Origin of the sequence: Psychromarinibacter halotolerans (assembly GCF_029168315.1) — a bacterium.
GTDB classification, from domain to species: Bacteria; Pseudomonadota; Alphaproteobacteria; order Rhodobacterales; family Rhodobacteraceae; genus Psychromarinibacter; species Psychromarinibacter halotolerans.
The window spans coordinates 337,954-352,641 of sequence record NZ_JARGYD010000002.1; the positions used below are offsets into that span (position 1 = coordinate 337,954).

The 14,688-nt window shown below is 67.1% G+C and carries 14 protein-coding genes, 1 tRNA gene and 1 riboswitch; of the genes, 10 read left to right on the forward strand and 5 right to left on the reverse strand.

Annotation, left to right across the window (positions count from 1 at the left end; all coding sequences use genetic code 11):
• Positions 1-91: 91 nt before the first annotated feature.
• Complete coding sequence (locus P1K30_RS06545) at positions 92-1,036, forward strand: sensor histidine kinase (RefSeq protein WP_275631890.1); 945 nt, start codon at positions 92-94, stop codon at positions 1,034-1,036.
• A 468-nt stretch (positions 1,037-1,504) separates the two neighbouring features.
• Here the strand turns inward: P1K30_RS06545 and P1K30_RS06550 are convergent.
• A tRNA-Lys gene (locus tag P1K30_RS06550) sits at positions 1,505-1,580 on the reverse strand.
• Positions 1,581-1,688: 108 nt separating this feature from the next.
• Between P1K30_RS06550 and dapF the strand changes: the two genes are divergently transcribed.
• The 5 genes from dapF to P1K30_RS06575 all read left to right on the forward strand — a co-directional run bounded on the left by dapF (position 1,689) and on the right by P1K30_RS06575 (position 5,644).
• The gene (gene dapF, locus P1K30_RS06555) at positions 1,689-2,525 is read left to right on the forward strand and encodes a diaminopimelate epimerase (protein WP_275631891.1); all 837 of its coding nucleotides are present in this window, start codon (positions 1,689-1,691) and stop codon (positions 2,523-2,525) included.
• The gene (gene mtaB / locus P1K30_RS06560) at positions 2,526-3,788 is read left to right on the forward strand and encodes a tRNA (N(6)-L-threonylcarbamoyladenosine(37)-C(2))-methylthiotransferase MtaB (RefSeq protein WP_275631892.1); all 1,263 of its coding nucleotides are present in this window, start codon (positions 2,526-2,528) and stop codon (positions 3,786-3,788) included. It begins immediately after the preceding gene.
• Positions 3,788-4,411 carry an FMN-binding negative transcriptional regulator gene (locus tag P1K30_RS06565; RefSeq protein ID WP_275631893.1) on the forward strand — a complete coding sequence of 208 codons (624 nt, stop codon included), beginning with the start codon at positions 3,788-3,790 and terminating at the stop codon, positions 4,409-4,411. The genes mtaB and P1K30_RS06565 overlap by 1 nt, the downstream gene beginning before the upstream one ends.
• 110 nt (positions 4,412-4,521) lie before the next feature.
• Positions 4,522-4,926 carry a c-type cytochrome gene (locus P1K30_RS06570; RefSeq protein WP_275631894.1) on the forward strand — a complete coding sequence of 135 codons (405 nt, stop codon included), beginning with the start codon at positions 4,522-4,524 and terminating at the stop codon, positions 4,924-4,926.
• Positions 4,927-5,038: 112 nt separating this feature from the next.
• Entirely contained in the window at positions 5,039-5,644 is a 606-nt protein-coding gene (locus P1K30_RS06575; protein WP_338052346.1) for a glutathione S-transferase, read from the forward strand.
• A 137-nt stretch (positions 5,645-5,781) separates the two neighbouring features.
• Here P1K30_RS06575 and P1K30_RS06580 read toward each other — a convergent pair whose 3' ends face one another.
• Positions 5,782-6,465 carry an outer membrane protein gene (locus tag P1K30_RS06580; RefSeq protein ID WP_275631895.1) on the reverse strand — a complete coding sequence of 228 codons (684 nt, stop codon included), beginning with the start codon at positions 6,463-6,465 and terminating at the stop codon, positions 5,782-5,784.
• 320 nt (positions 6,466-6,785) lie between these two features.
• Here P1K30_RS06580 and petA point away from each other — a divergent pair, with 320 nt between their 5' ends.
• Genes petA through P1K30_RS06595 form a run of 3 tightly spaced genes read left to right on the forward strand, consistent with a single transcriptional unit; the run spans position 6,786 to position 9,580 of the window.
• Positions 6,786-7,349: a ubiquinol-cytochrome c reductase iron-sulfur subunit gene (gene petA / locus P1K30_RS06585; RefSeq protein ID WP_275631896.1), complete on the forward strand. Its 564-nt coding sequence runs from the start codon at positions 6,786-6,788 to the stop codon at positions 7,347-7,349.
• Between the two features lie 12 nt (positions 7,350-7,361).
• Positions 7,362-8,699 carry a cytochrome b gene (gene petB, locus P1K30_RS06590; protein WP_275631897.1) on the forward strand — a complete coding sequence of 446 codons (1,338 nt, stop codon included), beginning with the start codon at positions 7,362-7,364 and terminating at the stop codon, positions 8,697-8,699.
• An 8-nt stretch (positions 8,700-8,707) separates the two neighbouring features.
• Positions 8,708-9,580 (forward strand): cytochrome c1, encoded by an 873-nt coding sequence (locus tag P1K30_RS06595; protein WP_275631898.1) that lies wholly within the window; start codon positions 8,708-8,710, stop codon positions 9,578-9,580.
• 255 nt (positions 9,581-9,835) lie between these two features.
• Here P1K30_RS06595 and P1K30_RS06600 read toward each other — a convergent pair whose 3' ends face one another.
• The 3 genes from P1K30_RS06600 to thiB are packed head-to-tail and all read right to left on the reverse strand — an operon-like array spanning position 9,836 to position 13,063.
• Positions 9,836-10,534, reverse strand: coding sequence for a thiamine ABC transporter ATP-binding protein (locus P1K30_RS06600; RefSeq protein WP_275631899.1), 699 nt, complete (start codon positions 10,532-10,534; stop codon positions 9,836-9,838).
• Entirely contained in the window at positions 10,521-12,098 is a 1,578-nt protein-coding gene (locus tag P1K30_RS06605) for a thiamine/thiamine pyrophosphate ABC transporter permease ThiP (protein ID WP_275631900.1), read from the reverse strand. Before P1K30_RS06605 ends, P1K30_RS06600 begins: the two co-directional genes overlap by 14 nt.
• Positions 12,074-13,063: a thiamine ABC transporter substrate binding subunit gene (thiB, locus tag P1K30_RS06610; RefSeq protein ID WP_275631901.1), complete on the reverse strand. Its 990-nt coding sequence runs from the start codon at positions 13,061-13,063 to the stop codon at positions 12,074-12,076. The genes P1K30_RS06605 and thiB overlap by 25 nt, the downstream gene beginning before the upstream one ends.
• A 37-nt stretch (positions 13,064-13,100) precedes the next feature.
• Positions 13,101-13,199, reverse strand: a riboswitch (TPP riboswitch).
• Between the two features lie 214 nt (positions 13,200-13,413).
• Between thiB and P1K30_RS06615 the strand changes: the two genes are divergently transcribed.
• A complete protein-coding gene (locus P1K30_RS06615; RefSeq protein WP_275631902.1) occupies positions 13,414-14,595 on the forward strand; it encodes an MFS transporter in 1,182 nt (393 codons plus the stop codon).
• Positions 14,596-14,688 lie beyond the last annotated feature (93 nt).

Consider the following 14,688-nt stretch of genomic DNA (forward strand, 5'->3'; position numbering starts at 1 on the left):
AAAGTTAACATTGGGACAGTGACCGGCGACGTTCGTCCGGCACTTTGCGTCATACCATTGCGCCCACCACGGCGCTTAGGACAGCGACCCGATGCCCTTAGAAGACGACCGTCTGAAACATGCCTTCGGCTTCGCTGGGATAGGCCGTTGGGAATTCTCCTACAAAGATCGGTCCCTGTTCCTTGATTCGGCATGCCGCGATCTGTTCGAGGTGTCGGAAGCCGAAGCCTCGTCCCAGACCGCGCTTATGGCCCGCGTCGCGGAAGAGGACCGAGAGCGCGCCTTCGGTGCACTGGACGCCTTGTCGAAGGACGGCGAAGTCTACGACGAGACATTCCGGATGAACCTGCCCTCCGGCACTGAACGGTGGCTGCGCGGTGTCGCGCGATACCGTGCGTCCGAAGACGGGGATACGATCATCGGCGTCAGCTTCGACGTGACCACCGAGCAGAAGCTTTTGGCCGACCGTGAAATGCACCTGGCCGAGATCAACCACCGCATCAAGAACCTGTTCGCTCTTGTGTCGGCCATGATTTCCAACGCGTCTCGCGAAAGCACGGATAAGGCTGCGATGGTGGACAACCTGCGCGGCCGGGTGGCTGCGCTGGACCGCGCGCATTCACTTATGCTGAAAACCGACGTGAACCAGCCGGTTCCGCTGCGCGCCCTGATCGACCAGATCCTAGCGCCCGCACGCGGCGACCAGACGATCGAGATGACCGGCGAAGAGGTTCTGATTCCGGCCAAGGCGGCTACGTCGCTGGTTCTGATCCTGCACGAGTGGGTGACCAACTCGGCAAAATACGGATCATTGCGAGAGAAGGACGGCGCCATCCGCATCCATTGGGAGCCGTATGAAAATGGCGTGCACCTTGGATGGCGAGAGCGGGTGCCGGATTATGACACGGAGTCCTCAAAGGGCTTCGGCTCCAGCCTGATCCAGGCCGCCGCAATGCAGTTGCGGGCAGAAAAGGTCCGCCGGGTCGAAGACGGCTGGCTGTCCATCGACATGAAGCTGCCCCTGGACGGGTACTGACCCGCCCCGAGTGCGAGGATGCGCCGGCGCTGTCGCTTCAGCAGGAAATCGCTTTCCGTCACGCCGGTCGCCTGATCCAGTGCGATGCGCATGTCGGCGCCGCCGTCGCCGTCGGCATCCACGAACACGATGATGTCGCTCTAGGTGTCCACGTGGGTTCGGATGCCGGGTCCCGACCCGGTGTAAGGGCCAAGGATCGACAGATCGAACGCCCCGGACAGCATACCGCTGAAGTTCAGGATGTCCGGGTTCATGCCCTCCGATCACCCCGGATCGCTTCAGCACGGAAAACCGAATCGATGGGCGGATAGTACAGCATGGTGGGTTCTGCCCGGCGCAGGTCGGGGACGACGCATCGCTGCTTGGCGACCATCGCTGGAATGACGTCCGAGTGACTGCCCGGCCACGCGAAACCGCGTGCGACGATCCCGGCGCACGAAACTCACGAAAATGATTCTGGAGGTTCAGTGGTGAGCCGTGCAGGATTCGAACCTGCGACCCACTGATTAAAAGTCAGTTGCTCTACCAACTGAGCTAACGGCCCACTCGAGGCGCCTACCTAGGGAACCGGCCAAACGCGGTCAAGGCCAAAAATCACCCCTAACGTTACGACCTCTGGATTCATATTCGATGCGGGGATATATGCGCCGCCATGCGTGACGATGGACATCATAACGGCTTGGCCTTCATGAAGATGCATGGCCTTGGAAACGACTTCGTGGTGATCGACCGCCGCGCGGGCGGCGCCCCCGTGTCCGAGGCTTTGGCCCGCGCTCTCGGAGACCGGCACATGGGCGTCGGATTCGACCAGCTGGCCGCGATCGACGCAGACGACGGATCGGACGCCCGGCTGACATTCTACAATTCCGATGGCTCGATCGCGGGCGCCTGCGGCAACGCCACCCGCTGCATCGCGCGGTTCCTGATGGACGACACCGGCCGCGACAGCCTGACCCTGCGCACCGAGCGCGGGCTGCTGGCCGCCGAAAATGCCGGGAACGGCCTGACGCGCGTGAACATGGGCGCGCCGCTGTTGGACTGGGCCGACGTCCCGCTGGTGTCCGAGATGGACACGCTGGACCTGCCGATGCCCGGCCATCCCGTGGCCACCGGCATGGGCAATCCGCACTGCACCTTCTTCGTGGACGACGCGGAAGAGATCGACCTGTCCGCACGCGGCCCCGAGATCGAACACCATCCGTTCTTCCCCGAACGCACCAACGTCCAATTTGCCCATGTCATCGGCCCCGACCACCTGCGGATGCGGGTGTGGGAACGCGGCGCGGGCGTGACGCTGGCGTCGGGTTCGTCCTCCTGCGCCACCGCCGTGGCCGCGGCGCGGCGCGGGCTGACCGGGCGCCACGTCACCATCACGCTCGATGGTGGCGACATCGACATCGACTGGCGCGACGACGGGGTCTGGATGACCGGCCCGACCGCCCATGTCTTCACCGGCCACCTGACCGCCGCCTTTCTGGATTCGCTGTAGATGGACCGCCGCGCCCCCGTTTTCGCCACCCTCGGCTGCCGGCTGAACGCCTACGAGACCGAGGCGATGAAAGACCTTGCCGCCGCGCATGGGGTCGAGGACGCCGTCGTCGTGAACACCTGCGCCGTGACCTCCGAGGCCGTGCGCAAGGCGCGGCAAGAGATCCGCCGCCTGCGCCGCGAGAACCCGAACGCCAAGGTCATCGTCACCGGCTGCGCCGCGCAGACCGACCCCGACAGCTTTGCCGCGATGGACGAGGTCGACTTGGTGGTCGGCAACGCCGAGAAGATGCAGCCGCAGACATGGGCCAACATGGCGCCCGACCTGATCGGCCAAACGGAACCCGTGCAGGTCGACGACATCATGTCGGTGACCGAAACGGCGGGCCACCTGATCGACGGGTTCGGCACGCGAAGCCGGGCCTACGTCCAGATCCAGAACGGCTGCGATCACCGCTGCACCTTCTGCATCATCCCCTTCGGGCGCGGCAACTCGCGCTCGGTTCCCGCGGGCGTCGCGGTGGACCAGATCCGGCGGCTGGTGGACCGGGGCTATAACGAGGTAGTGCTGACCGGGGTCGACATGACCTCGTGGGGGCAGGACCTGCCGGGTGCGCCGCGGCTGGGCGACCTTGTGATGCGGATCCTGAAACTGGTGCCGGACCTGCCGCGGCTGCGGATCAGCTCGATCGATTCCATCGAGGCCGACGACAACCTGATGCGCGCCATTGCCGAGGAACCCCGGCTGATGCCGCACCTGCACCTGTCGCTTCAGGCCGGGGACGACATGATCCTGAAGCGGATGAAGCGGCGCCACCTGCGCGACGACGCCATCCGCTTCTGCGAAGAGGCGCGCCGCCTGCGGCCCGACATGACCTTCGGCGCCGACATCATCGCCGGCTTCCCGACCGAGACAGAGGCGATGTTCCAGAACTCGCTGAAGCTGGTCGAGGACTGCGACCTGACGTGGCTGCATGTCTTTCCCTACTCGCCCCGCCCCGGCACCCCCGCCGCGCGGATGCCGCAGGTGAACGGCAAGGCGATCAAGGACCGTGCCGCCCGGCTGCGCGCCGCCGGGGACGCCGCCGTCGCGCGGCACCTTGCCACGCGAGTCGGATGCGACCACGCGGTGCTGATGGAAAATCCGCACATGGGCCGCACCGAACAGTTCACCGAAGTCACCTTCGCCGCGCCGCAGGTCGAGGGCAGCATCGTGCGAACCCGCATCGCAGGCGTCGACGGCACGCGTCTGATCGCGGGCTGATGCACCCGAACCCGGCCTTCCGGAAAACCGGCCGCGACCGGAACGTGGCCTTCGCCCGCGACCGCGGCTTCGGCACGCTGGCGGTGAACGGCGACGCCGCGCCGCTGCTGTCGCACATCCCCTTCGTCCTGTCCGAAGACGGTGCGACCGCCGAACTGCACCTTGTCCGCTCGAACCCGATCACGGCGGCCTGCAAGACGGCGCTGCCCGCCACGCTCGCGGTGCAGGGGCCGGACAGCTATGTCTCGCCCGACTGGTACGGCATCGACGATCAGGTGCCGACATGGAACTACGTCGCCGTCCATCTGCGCGGGCGGCTAGAGCGTCAGCCGCAGGACAGCCTGCGCCCGATGCTCGACCGTCTGTCCGCCGCCTTCGAAGACCGCTTGGCGCCAAAGCCCGCGTGGCTGGCCGACAAGATGCCGGCCGACGCGCTGGACCGGATGCTGCGGATGATCGTGCCTTTCGTGCTGCACGTCGACGGGATCGACAGCACATGGAAGCTGGGCCAGAACAAGGACGACGCTGTCCGCCTAAGGGCCGCCGACGCAGTGGAACGCGACGGGATCGGACACGAGCCGGCACAGCTTGCCGCCACGATGCGCACACCTCCAGAGGGCTGACGCTGCGTCACCTAAATATATTCAAAATGATCTATATCAAAGCAGGGCGCACCCCGCCCCGGCAGGCTTGATCGCAGAAACGCGCGGATACGGCTGCTAGGGAGGAGACCATGCGGCATACGATCCTGGTTGTTTCATTAACGGTACTCTCCACGTTCGGAGGGGCACAGGCTCAGGACGCGGGCGTAGGAGGCGCCCTGTTCGCACAGTACTGCGCCACCTGCCACGGGACCGACGCCATGGGCGACGGTCCGCTCAACGACCTGATGACCACCAAGGCGCCGGACCTCACCGGCCTGAGCGCCCGGAACGACGGGTCCTACCCGATGCTCGAGGTGATCCATATCATCGACGGCCGGACCGGACTGCGTGGTCATGGCGGGCCGATGCCAACCTATGGCAGCGTGTTCGACGACGAGCACGGCCAGTCCGGGTCGGGCGACTACAGCGCGATCCTCGAAACCCGAGGCCGGATCCTCTCGCTGGCGATGTTCCTCGAATCGATCCAGCAATGACCCGGTCGCCGGGCCCGTCACTCCGGGCCCGGCGACACCATCGTCCTGCCATTGGACAGTCGGTCGCCACGGCCCTAAGACGTCGGTCACCACAACCGGAGCCCCGACCGTCATGATGAAGCTTTTCGACAGCCCCCCGTCGCCTTTCTGCCGCAAGGTCCGCGTGCTTCTGCACGAATCCGGCCAGACCGGATCGGTCACGATGGTCCCGACCACCGGCAACCCTGTCGCGGACGAGGCGCCGTTCACCGAAAACCCGCTGGGCAAGATCCCCTGCCTCGCACGCGACGACGGCGGCCCGATGTTCGACAGCCGCGTGATCTGCCGCTACCTCGACACCCGTTTCGACGCCGGCCTTTACCCGCAGGACCGCATCTGGGACGTGCTGACGCTCGAGGCGCTGGCCGACGGCCTGATGGATGCGGCGATCCTCGTGGTTTACGAATCGCGCTGGCGCCCGGAACAGGAACGGTCGGCGACATGGGTGGACGGCCAGTGGTTCAAGGTCACCCGCGCGCTCGACGCCCTGAACGACGGCTGGATGCCCCACCTCGGCGGGCCGGTGGACATGGGGCAGATCGCTGTTGCCTGTGCGCTCGGCTACCTCGATTTCCGCCACGACGACCGCGCATGGCGCACCGGACGAGAGGCGCTGGCCGGCTGGTACGAAACCTTCTCCGCCCGCGCGTCGATGCAGGCGACCCGCCCGGACGCCTAGGCGCCGGGCCCCGGTCGGGCCATTTCTTCTCTTGGAAAATACCTCGGGGGAGTCGCGCAGCGACGGGGGCAGAGCCCCCTCCCCGATCCGGATCCGCGAACGCGATGCTCGTCACATCGGCGCGGCCCGCTCGGGCCTCAGAAGCTGAACGAGACGCCGATGTTGATCGCGTTGGTCACCACGTCGGTTTTCAGCGTGCCGCCGCTGGCAAGGTCCGCCTCGTTCATCGAGTAGGTGCCCTTGTATTCGCCGAACACGGCCCAACGGTCGTTGAAGCTGTACTTGATCCCGGCCACCGCCTGCACCGCCGCGCCGGTCAGCTGGTACTCGAACGTCTTGCCGCCCGCCGTCTCGACGTCGACATGGGGAATCGCCAGACCGGCCCCGGCGCCGACATAGGGCGTCAGACGGCCGTTCATCCACTGGCCCGGCCAGCGGTACCAGACATTCGCCGTGATCGTGTTCAGACCGTCGGTGAACTCCAGCCGGTCGAACCCGTTGGTCGCCAGCGTCTCGTCGTCCGCGTAGACCTTGTTGTGCGAGAAATCGAGACCGAAGCCCAGGTTCGGGTTCCGCTGCAGCCAGTAGGTGGCGCGGAAACCGTAGTAAGGCGGCATTTCGAACGGACGGCCTTCCCAGGTCGACAGAAAGCTGAAATCGCCGACGCCGCCGGGGTCATTGCCCTCGACGCGGCTGTGCGGCGCAGCCTGATAGCCGGTGTAGAAGCTCAGTTCGGTCTCGGCCAGGGCCGGGCCCGCAAGCGCCGCACCGAAACCCGCGGCGACAAGGGCCGCACCGATGATTTTGCCGACAGCTTTCATGGACTGGATGCTCCTGTGTCCCGGCAGCGCGGCCGGTGAAACGGTCGCGCCCCTTGGTTTGCCGTGCATGTGACTCTTCATGCACCGGAATTCAAACCCTTTCCGATACAAAACTCCGCGATATGGCGCAGGAGGGGCAGTTTTGCCGCCAAACACCAGGATTTCGCGGGGTACCGCGACAACGCGCCCCAGGCATAGGCGAATGCCCGCTTTACGCGTCAAGGGCTTCCGCCTATTACGGCGAGGCATGCAGGTGCGGTCCGTCCGCGCCTCTATCGATAATGCAGGCCGGCCAGCCGGCTCAGGAATGGAGAACGCTCGTGTCCCACGCAGATGACCACGAAGGCACGCGTCGCGACTTTCTATATTACGCGACGGCGGGCGCAGGGGTGGTGACGGCCGGTGCGGCTGTATGGCCGCTCGTCAACCAGATGAACCCCTCCGCCGACGTCCAGGCGCTCAGCTCGATCCGGGTGGACATCAGCGGCGTCGCGGAAGGCACGCAGCTGACCGTGAAGTGGCTCGGCAAGCCGGTCTTCATCCGGCACCGCACCGCGGACGAGATCGAAAGCGCGAACTCGGTCGACGTGTCGTCGCTGCCGGACTCGAACGCACGCAACGCGAACCTCGCCGCCGACGCCGACGCGACCGACGCGAACCGCGCGCTGGACGGCGAAGAGAAATGGCTTGTCATGATGGGCGTGTGCACGCACCTCGGCTGCGTGCCGCTGGGCGACGGCGCCGGTGACTTCGGCGGCTGGTTCTGCCCCTGCCACGGCTCTCACTACGACGCCGCCGGCCGCATCCGCCGCGGCCCTGCGCCTGAAAACCTGCCGGTCCCGGTCGCCGCCTTCGACGGCGAGACGACCATCGTGCTCGGATAAGGGAGGAATAGAATGTCCGGAATTCCCCACGACCATTACGAGCCGAAGTCCGGCTTCGAGAAATGGCTCGACAAGCGCCTGAAAGTCGTCGCGCTGGTCTATGACACCCTGATGATCCCCACGCCCAAGAACCTGAACTGGATGTGGATCTGGGGCATCGTCCTTGCCTTCTGCCTTGCCCTGCAGATCGGCACCGGCATCGTTCTGGCGATGCACTATACCCCGCATGTCGACAACGCCTTCGCGTCGATCGAACACATCATGCGCAACGTGAACGGCGGACACATGATCCGCTACGTCCACATGAACGGCGCCTCGCTGTTCTTCTTCGCCGTCTATCTCCACATCTTCCGCGGTCTCTACTACGGGTCCTACAAGGCCCCTCGCGAGATCACGTGGATCGTCGGCATGCTGATCTACCTGCTGATGATGGGCACCGCCTTCATGGGCTACGTGCTGCCGTGGGGCCAGATGTCGTTCTGGGGCGCCACCGTCATCACCGGCCTGTTCGGCGCGATCCCGTTCATCGGCGAATCGATCCAGACCTGGCTGCTGGGCGGACCCGCCGTGGACAACGCCACGCTGAACCGCTTCTTCTCGCTGCACTACCTGCTGCCCTTCGTCATCGCGGGGCTGGTGATCGTGCACATCTGGGCCTTCCACTCGACCGGCAACAACAACCCCACCGGCGTTGAGGTCCGCCGCACCTCGAAGGCCGAGGCGCAGAAGGACACGCTGCCGTTCTGGCCCTACTTCGTGCTGAAGGACCTGTTCGCCCTGGCGCTGGTCCTGGTGGTCTTCTTCGCGATCGTCGGCTTCATGCCCAACTACCTGGGCCACCCCGACAACTACATCGAGGCGAACCCGCTCGCGACGCCCGCCCACATCGTGCCCGAATGGTACTTCCTGCCGTTCTACGCGATCCTGCGCGCCTTCACCGGCGACGTCTGGGTGGTGATGTTCGCAAGCTGGATCACCGGCGGCATCGTCGACGCCAAGTTCTTCGGCGTACTGGCGATGTTCGGCGCGATCGCGGTCATGGCGCTGGCGCCGTGGCTCGACACCTCGTCGGTCCGCTCGGGCAAGTACCGCCCGATGTTCAAGTGGTGGTTCTGGCTGCTGGCCATCGACTTCGTCGTCCTGATGTGGGCGGGCGCGATGCCGGCGGAACCGCCCTACTCGACCATCTCGCTGATCGGGGCCACCTACTGGTTCGCCTACTTCCTGGTGATCCTGCCCCTGCTCGGCGTGATCGAGAAACCGGTGGCGCGTCCCGCGACCATCGAAGAAGACTTCGCCGCGCACTATCCCAAGGCAGACGCCTCGGGTGACGTGAAACCGGCCGAGTGAGAAAGGCGATGAAGATGATCCAAGCCAAGACCCTTTCCGCCGCCGCGCTCGCCGCGCTTCTGGGCCTGTCGCCGCTTGCCGGCTGGGCCCAGGAGGACCACGGGGAAGAGGAAGCGCACGCCGCCGAGGAAGAGCATGCCGCCGATGCGGCCCATGCCGAAGGCCACGTGACGGACTACGCCTTCTCGTTCGAAGGACCGTTCGGCGCCTACGACCAGTTCCAGCTGCAGCGCGGCCTCCAAGTCTACACCGAGGTTTGCTCTGCCTGCCACGGGCTACAGTACGTGCCGCTGCGCACCCTGCACGACGAAGGCGGCGTCGGGCTCCCCGAGGATCAGGTCCGCGCCTACGCGGCGCAGTACGAGGTCTTCGACCCCGAGCTCGACGATTACCGTCCCGCGACCCCGACCGACCACTTCCCGGCGAACACCTCGGTCGGCGCGCCCGACCTGTCGCTGATGGCCAAAGGCCGCGCGGGCTTCCACGGCCCCTACGGCACCGGCCTCAGCCAGCTGTTCAACGGCATGGGCGGCGCCGAGTACATCGCCTCGCTTCTGACCGGCTACACCGGTGAGGAAAAAGTCGAAGCTGGCGTGACCCTGTACGAGAACACCGCCTTCCCGGGCGGCTGGATCGGCATGGCCCCGCCGCTGTACGGCGAGGACGTCGATTTCGAGGACGGCGCCCCCAACGACATCGCAGCCGAGGCGCAGGACGTCGCGGCCTTCCTGATGTGGACGGCGGAACCCAAGATGATGGCGCGCAAGCAGGCCGGCTTCACCGCCGTGATCTTCCTGATCCTGCTGACCTCGCTGCTGTACCTGACGAACAAGCGCATCTGGAAACCGGTCAAAAAGGGCGGCACCACGCCCGCCGAGTGATCTGGTCAGACCACCGCAACGGAACGCCCGCCCTCACCGGCGGGCGTTTCGCGTATCAGGCCCCCCGAACCTTCAACCCCTGCCTGCTTCTTCTCTTTAAAAATACCTCGGGGGGGTCGCACCCTCGGTGCGACGGGGGCAGCGCCCCCTGCCACCTCTCGAACCTTCGCAACGTCGGGTCGACAGGTTCGACGTCGCGCCACTGGCACCGCCGAAGCACGGGGGCGCTGCAAATAACGGCAAAGCTGGGCCCCCTCACGCCTCTCCGAGATAGGCGCGCAGCGTCTTCGGCGGTGCGGCGAACAGGTCGGCGGTGTCTTCCGGCGGCTGCGCAACACCCTCGGCCACCAACACCGTCTCGCCCCCCAGCCGCTGTGCGTCGCGCGGATCGTGGGTGACCATCAGAACCGTCGCGCCCGTCTCGGCGGCGACCTCGCGGACAAGGTCCAGCATCTCGGCCCGCAGCGCGGGGCCCAGCGCGGCGAAGGGCTCGTCCAGCAACATCAAAGGCCGCGACCGCAGCAACACCCGCGCCAGCGCCACGCGGCTTTGCTGGCCGCCCGACAGCGCGGCGGGCTTGCGCGCACCCAGTCCGTCCAACCCGACGCGCCGCAGGCTTTCGTCCACCCGCGACCAACCGGCGCGGTCCAGCTTCAGCCCCGGCGACAGGCCCAGTCCGACGTTCTGCGCCACGGTCAGATGCGGGAACAGGTTGTTGTCCTGAAACACGATCGACAGTGGCCGCGCGCCGGGGTCCAGCGGCGCCAGATCGCGGTCGTCCCACAACACCCGCCCCGCCGTCGGGGCAAGAAAGCCTGCGATCAGCGACAGCAGCGTCGACTTCCCCGCCCCCGACGGACCGACCACCGCGACCATGCGCCCGGGCGCGGCCGACCAGTCCGCCGCCAGCCGGAAATCGCCCTGTTCGAACACCAGTTCCTCAAGCGTCAGCACGCATCCGCCCTCCGCGGTCGAAGATCCAGAACAGCCCAAGGCTGCACACCAGCAGCACCAGCGCCGCCGCCGCCGCCTGTTCCATCCGGTAACTGCCCATCAGCGCGTACAGCTGCATCGGCAACGTGACCTGCCCCGGATCGGCGAACAGCGCGATCACGCCAAGGTCGCCCATCGACAGCGCCGCCGCCAGCCCCCCTGCAAAGCCCACTGGCCGGGCCAGCGCCGGCAGCACCATGTACCGCATCCGCGCCCATCCCCGCAGACCCAACGAGTCGGCCAACGGGCCGCGCACCGCTTCGACCTCGGCAAGGGCCGGGGCAAGGGCGCGGTACGCGAAGGGCAGACTCATCAGCGCGTTGACCAAAGCGGTGATCGGCAACGCCAGCGCCACCGGGTCCGCAACCGGGTAGACCAGCAGGAACAGCCCCGTGCCGATCACAAGCGGCGACACCGCGATCGCCAGCGAGGCCAACGCCTCGGCCCCGCCGCGCACCCATCCCCGCGACCACTGCGCCAGCAGCGCCAGCGACAGGGCCAGCCACAGCGCCAGCGCGGTCGAACTCAGCGCGACGGCCAGCGACCGCACCGTCGCCTGCACAACCGACGACGGCAGCGTGGCAAGGCCCGGCAGGCCCCGCAGCACGATCAGCGCAAGCGGCGTCAGCAGGAACAGCGTGGCCAGCAGGATCGCCGCCGCATCCAGCAACCGCATGCCCGCCGACGAGATCCCCCACCGTTCCACGACCCGGCCCAGCCCGCCGCCAAGGCCGGACGGCAGGCTGACCTTCCAGACAGCCAGCGCGGCAACGGCGCAGATCGCGAACTGGATCAGCGACAGGATCGCGGCGCGGCCAAGGTCGAACTCGAACCGGAACGCCTGATAGATCGCCAGCTCCACTGTCGTACCGCGCGGACCGCCGCCCAGCGTCAACGCCACCGCGAAGCTGGTGGTGCAGACAAGGAAGATCACCAAAAGCGCGCCCGGCGCCACGGCCCGCAGCATCGGCCATTCCAGCCGCCGGAACACATCGCGCGGACCCATGCCCAGCGCGGCCGCCAGCCGGAAGCGTTCGGCGGGGATCGCTAGCCATCCCTGCAGGATCAGCCGCACCGCCAACGGCATGTTGAAGAAGACGTGGGCCAGCACGACGCCGTGCAGCCCGTAAATGTGGATCGGCCCCAGCCCGACCCAGCCCAGTGCCGTGCTCAGGATGCCGCTGCGGCCGAACACCGCCAGCAGACCCAGCACCGCCACGATGGTCGGCAGGATGAACGGCGCGCCCAGAAGCGTCACCAGCAACGTCCGTCCCGGGAACCGCCGCCGGGCCAGTGCCCGCGCCACCGGCACCGCCAGCGCCACGCTGAAGACCGCCGACAGAACCGCCTGCACCAGCGTGAACCGGATCGCCGCCCAGTCCGCCGGCCCCAGCCGGGGGGCGTCCTCCGACCGCAGCGCCACCGCCGCCAGCGTGCCAAGGATCAGCGCCGCGACGATTGCCGCCGCGACGCCCCCCGACAGGCGGATCACCGGGTGTTTCACCGGGCCAGCGCGGCCAGCCACTTCTGCATCGCCGCCTCGCGCACGGCGTCGGCCTCGTCCGCCGGGTACAGCAGCGCCGTGTCCGGCGTCACCAGCCCGTCGAACCCATCGGCCAGCCCGCCTTCGGGCAGCACCGCCGGGTACATCCAGTTGGTTTCCGGGATCACCGACTGGAAGCCTTCGGACAGCATGAAGGCAAGGAACGCGTCAGCCAACTCGGGCTGATCGGTGTTCGCCAGCTTGCCCGCGACCTCGACCTGCAGATAGTGCCCTTCTTCGAACGGCGCTGCGGCCTTGGTGTCGTCGCCTTCCGCGATGACGTGGTAGGCCGGCGACGTCGTATAGCTCAGCACCATGTCCGCTTCGCCGTCCAGAAACAGCCCGTAAGCCTCGGACCAGCCGGCGGTGACGGTCAGGATATTGGCGGACAGGTCCTCCCACCACGCTTCGGCCGCGTCACCGAACGCCGCTTCGGCCCACATCAGCAAGCCAAGACCGGGGGTCGAGGTGCGCGGATCCTGGATGATCACGGTCAGGTCGCTGTCGGCCAGCGCCCGCAGGCTGGCGGGCGGGCTGTCCAGCCGGGTCGTGTCGTAGACAAAGGCGAAGTAGCCCCAGTCATAGGGCAGGAACAGCGGATCGTCCCACGCCACCGGCAGGTCCAGCGCATCGGTCGCGACCCCGTGCTCGGCGAACAGCCCCGTCGCGGCCGCATCGGCGGTCAGGTTGGTGTCCAGCCCAAGGATCACATCGGCATCCGACCGGTCGCCTTCCAGCTTCAGCCGCGCCAGAAGCGACGCGCCGTCCCCCGACGCGATCAGTTGCAGATCGCAGCCGCAGGTTTCCTCGAACGCGGCCTCGATCTGCGGGCCGGGGCCCCACTCGGTGACGAAGCTGTCATAGGTCAGCACACGCAGCACGGGCGTGTCCTGCGCGACGGCAGGATGGGCAAGAACCGCAAGCGCGGCAATGGTGGGAAATCTCATGGCTGGTCCTCCTGTGTTGACGGTCGGGTCAGGCTGGAGGCGTTCCATTCACCTTCCCTCCGCCGGTATGAGCCGGTTCAGGTTCAACGGGTCCGCATTCGCGTCTCAGCCCGACAGGGCACCCCGAGGTACCGTCTGACGTAGGGCCTGCCGCCCCGCTTGGCAAGCAGCCCGTCGCACCCGGCTCCCCCTGCGCCCGCCACGATGACGCGGCGTTGCGGTGCCATGCGGTGGACGCATGGCCGAATATATTACATGATGCTGTCATGTATTTCGCGTGGACAACGCCCGCGCAGCCATGCAATACGCGCGTCCTCCCGTCCGACCGACCCACCACAGAAAGCCGCCTTATGGATCTCCTCCGCGACCCGCGCGCGATCGCCCTGCTGCTTGCCGCATCGATCACGATCATGTCCAACGCGACGATCAGCCCGTCGCTGCCGGGGATCGAGGCGCTGTATTCCGACACGCCCAACGCCGGGCTGCTGACCCGGCTGCTGGTCACCGCCCCCGCGCTGCTGATCGCCATCGCCGCGCCCTTCGCCGGGATGGCCGCCGACCGGTTCGGCCGCAAACGGCAGCTGCTGGCCGGTGTGATCCTGTTCGCCCTCGCCGGCAGCGCCGGGCTGTGGCTGGACAACCTGTACGCCCTGCTGGCCAGCCGCCTGATCCTCGGCCTTGCGGTCGCGGCCGTCATGACCGCGCAGGCCGCGATGCTGGGCGACATCTATTCCGGCCCCGACCGGGGCCGATTCATGGGGCTTCAGATGTCGGCGGTGAACTTCGGCGGCTTCATCTTCATCGGCCTTGCCGGCTGGCTTGCGGGCATCGGCGCGCTGCTGCCCTTCGCCCTGTACGCGGTGGCCGCGCTGTACCTGCCGCTGCTGTGGAAGGCCCTGCCCGACACCCACGGCGGCGCCCCGGCCGACCACGGTCCCGCCTCTGCCGACGGAGAAGCCAACTGGTTCGCGGTCCTGTGCTTCGTGATCTTCCTGTGCGGGCTGGCCTTCATCCTGTTCTACGTGATGCCCACGCAGATGCCGTACTACCTTGCCGCCAACGGCCATACCGATCCGAAGATGGCCGGGCTGGTGATGGCCTGCGTCGTGCTGGCCGCCGGCGTCGCGTCGCTGTTCTTCGGCCCGATCCGGATGCGGCTGGGCCGCGGCGGCACTCCCGCACTGGGCTTCGCGATCATGGCGGTCGGGTTCTTCGTGCTGCAGGCGGTGCACGCGCTGCCGGTCTACTGCGCGGGCGCGCTGCTGGTCGGAACCGGCGTCGGGCTGGTCATGCCAAACTTCGTCGCCATCGCGCTGGACGTCGCGCCCCCCAACCACCGCGGGGCGGTCAGCGGCGCGATCACCACGGCGATCTTCCTCGGGCAGTTCATCTCGCCGCTTGTCAGCCAGCCGCTGATCGACGCCTTCGGCTATGACATCATGTTCGAGGCGACAGCGGTGGTCCTGCTGATCATTGTTCCGGCGGTGTTCTTCGGCCTGCGCCCGCCGCGCCGCGAACTGGCAGGGGCCTAGGCTTCTTCTCTTCGAAAATACCTCGGGGGAGTCACGCGACAGCGTGACGGGGGCGGCGCCCCCTTTCTGCCCCCCTGCGGGGGGCTTCCAATC

Coding starts and splice junctions, on each gene's coding strand:
- thiB (WP_275631901.1), bottom strand. CDS start 13,063: ATGAGATTTCCCACCATTGCCGCGCTTGCGGTTCTTGCCCATCCTGCC.
- mtaB (WP_275631892.1), top strand. CDS start 2,526: ATGGACCGCCGCGCCCCCGTTTTCGCCACCCTCGGCTGCCGGCTGAAC.
- P1K30_RS06580 (WP_275631895.1), bottom strand. CDS start 6,465: ATGAAAGCTGTCGGCAAAATCATCGGTGCGGCCCTTGTCGCCGCGGGT.
- P1K30_RS06615 (WP_275631902.1), top strand. CDS start 13,414: ATGGATCTCCTCCGCGACCCGCGCGCGATCGCCCTGCTGCTTGCCGCA.
- P1K30_RS06595 (WP_275631898.1), top strand. CDS start 8,708: ATGAAGATGATCCAAGCCAAGACCCTTTCCGCCGCCGCGCTCGCCGCG.
- P1K30_RS06545 (WP_275631890.1), top strand. CDS start 92: ATGCCCTTAGAAGACGACCGTCTGAAACATGCCTTCGGCTTCGCTGGG.
- petB (WP_275631897.1), top strand. CDS start 7,362: ATGTCCGGAATTCCCCACGACCATTACGAGCCGAAGTCCGGCTTCGAG.
- P1K30_RS06570 (WP_275631894.1), top strand. CDS start 4,522: ATGCGGCATACGATCCTGGTTGTTTCATTAACGGTACTCTCCACGTTC.
- P1K30_RS06565 (WP_275631893.1), top strand. CDS start 3,788: ATGCACCCGAACCCGGCCTTCCGGAAAACCGGCCGCGACCGGAACGTG.
- P1K30_RS06575 (WP_338052346.1), top strand. CDS start 5,039: ATGATGAAGCTTTTCGACAGCCCCCCGTCGCCTTTCTGCCGCAAGGTC.
- dapF (WP_275631891.1), top strand. CDS start 1,689: ATGCGTGACGATGGACATCATAACGGCTTGGCCTTCATGAAGATGCAT.